1 protein-coding gene is annotated in these 1765 nt (G+C 67.0%); it reads right to left on the reverse strand.

Annotation, left to right across the window (positions count from 1 at the left end):
- Positions 1-149: 149 nt before the first annotated feature.
- The gene (locus tag AB0I23_RS41425; RefSeq protein WP_359118437.1) at positions 150-1559 is read right to left on the reverse strand and encodes an IS4 family transposase; all 1410 of its coding nucleotides are present in this window, start codon (positions 1557-1559) and stop codon (positions 150-152) included.
- Positions 1560-1765: the final 206 nt, after the last annotated feature.

A 1765-nucleotide genomic window follows, 5' to 3' on the forward strand; every position in this document is an offset into this window, starting at 1 on the left:
GCTCGAGCCGCTGGGGCTCCGGCTGTCACCAGAGAAGACCCAGATCGTGCACATGAGCGAGGGGTTCGGGTTCTTGGGGTTCCACATCCAGTGGCACCGCAAGCCAGGCACGAAGGATAAATGGCATGTCTATACCAACACCGTTGCGTTTACTTCCGTGAGCGGTTCGCAAGTCCGTGCTCGAAGAACGTGATGGCGGTGTGGATGGTGTAGTTCTGGCTGATCGTGGGGTGTTGTCCGGCGTTCGGTCCGTACTTGCTGGTGGGGTTCTTGCGGGTGCGGGCCTTGATGCGGTGCCGGTGGCGGGCGGAGTGGAGGGCATTTAGGGCGGCGCGGCCGATGGCACCGACGAGGTCGGCGGGTCCGGGCGGGGGCAGGATTCCGGTCGCGGTGGTGACGGTGTCGGCGGCGGTGGTCTGCAGGACAGTGAAGCTGATGCGGTCCATGTCCAGGCCGGGCCGGGTGCAGGCGGTGTCGGCGGCGGCGCGGATCAGCGTCTGGTAGGTGGCGAGCAGGGCATAGACCTCCTGGTCGAGGCCGGTCAGGCTGCGGGAGCGCAGGACACGGCCGTCCAGCATGGTCGCCTTGATCGAGAAATACGTCGTCTCCGACTGCCACCGCTCGTGATAGAGATCCACGAGTTCGCCGGCTGGGTGGGCGGCCGGGTCGAGGAGGCTGGTGAGCAGGCGCCACTGCTCGGTGCGGACAGTGCCGTCGGCCAGCGTGACGGTGACAGACGCCTCGATAACGCGGACGGTCAGCAGGGCGGGCAGGACGCCGTAGCCGATCCGGGCGAGGTAGGAGCCGTCGCCCAGGTGCCGGAAGGGGGTGGGGACGCGGCGGGCGGAGGAGCGCACCAGGAACTGCGCGCCGGTGGCCTGGACGTCCCGGGCGAACTCGGCTCCGTCGAAGCCGGCATCGGCCAGCAGGAGCATCGTGCGGTCCAGTGCTTTCAACAGACGTGCCGCGTAGGTGAGTTCGCCGTCACTCTCCGGGCCGAACGCTGCAGCCAGCACGGCACGGGTACCGCACTCGACCAGGACCACCAGTCGCAGCAGCGGGTAGCCGAACTCCACGCTCTCGCCCGTCCGCTTGGGATAGCGCCAGGTGAGTGCCTCCTCGTCGGGCACGTGCAGCAAGGTGCCGTCCACGGCCACGGTCCGAAGCCCTCGGTAGAACGAACCGGGCTGTCCGAGGTGGGCGACGGGTCCGGCGAGGATCTCGAACAGGCGCCGCAACGGGGCGGCTCCTATTCGCCGCCCGGCCCTGGACAGCGAGGAGACCGCCGGACGCACCAACGGCAGTCCCTCCAGCCCCGCCGTCAGCTTGCCCCACACGCCCCGGTAGGAGCAGTCCTCGAACAGGGCCAGCGCGAGGACGAAATAGACAACGACCCGGGACGGCAGCAGCCGCAGCCGCTTCTCACGCGACCCAGTCTCCTCGATCACCGCGTCCACCAGCACGAAGTCCACGATCTGGGTCAACTCGCCCAGGTGACCGGGCGCGTATATACCCCCGGCCGCCTCGACCGTGCGCGTGATGACAGACTTCTCCTGCAACGGGACTCCCGACGATCTTCTTGCTCGACACAAGTTGATCTATCAGGACGTCCCGTTGCGTCATTCACCAGGGCTTGACCTGCGACTCAACACTCAAACGCAACGGTGTTGATGTCTATACCTTCATCGCTGCCCGGCCAGTCCGGCAGCTGAAGGACAAGATCCGTGACCTGACCCCCAGAACGTCACAAGCCAACCCCCGGGAC

This window comes from Streptomyces atratus, from assembly GCF_040655115.1.
GTDB classification, from domain to species: Bacteria; Actinomycetota; Actinomycetes; order Streptomycetales; family Streptomycetaceae; genus Streptomyces; species Streptomyces atratus_D.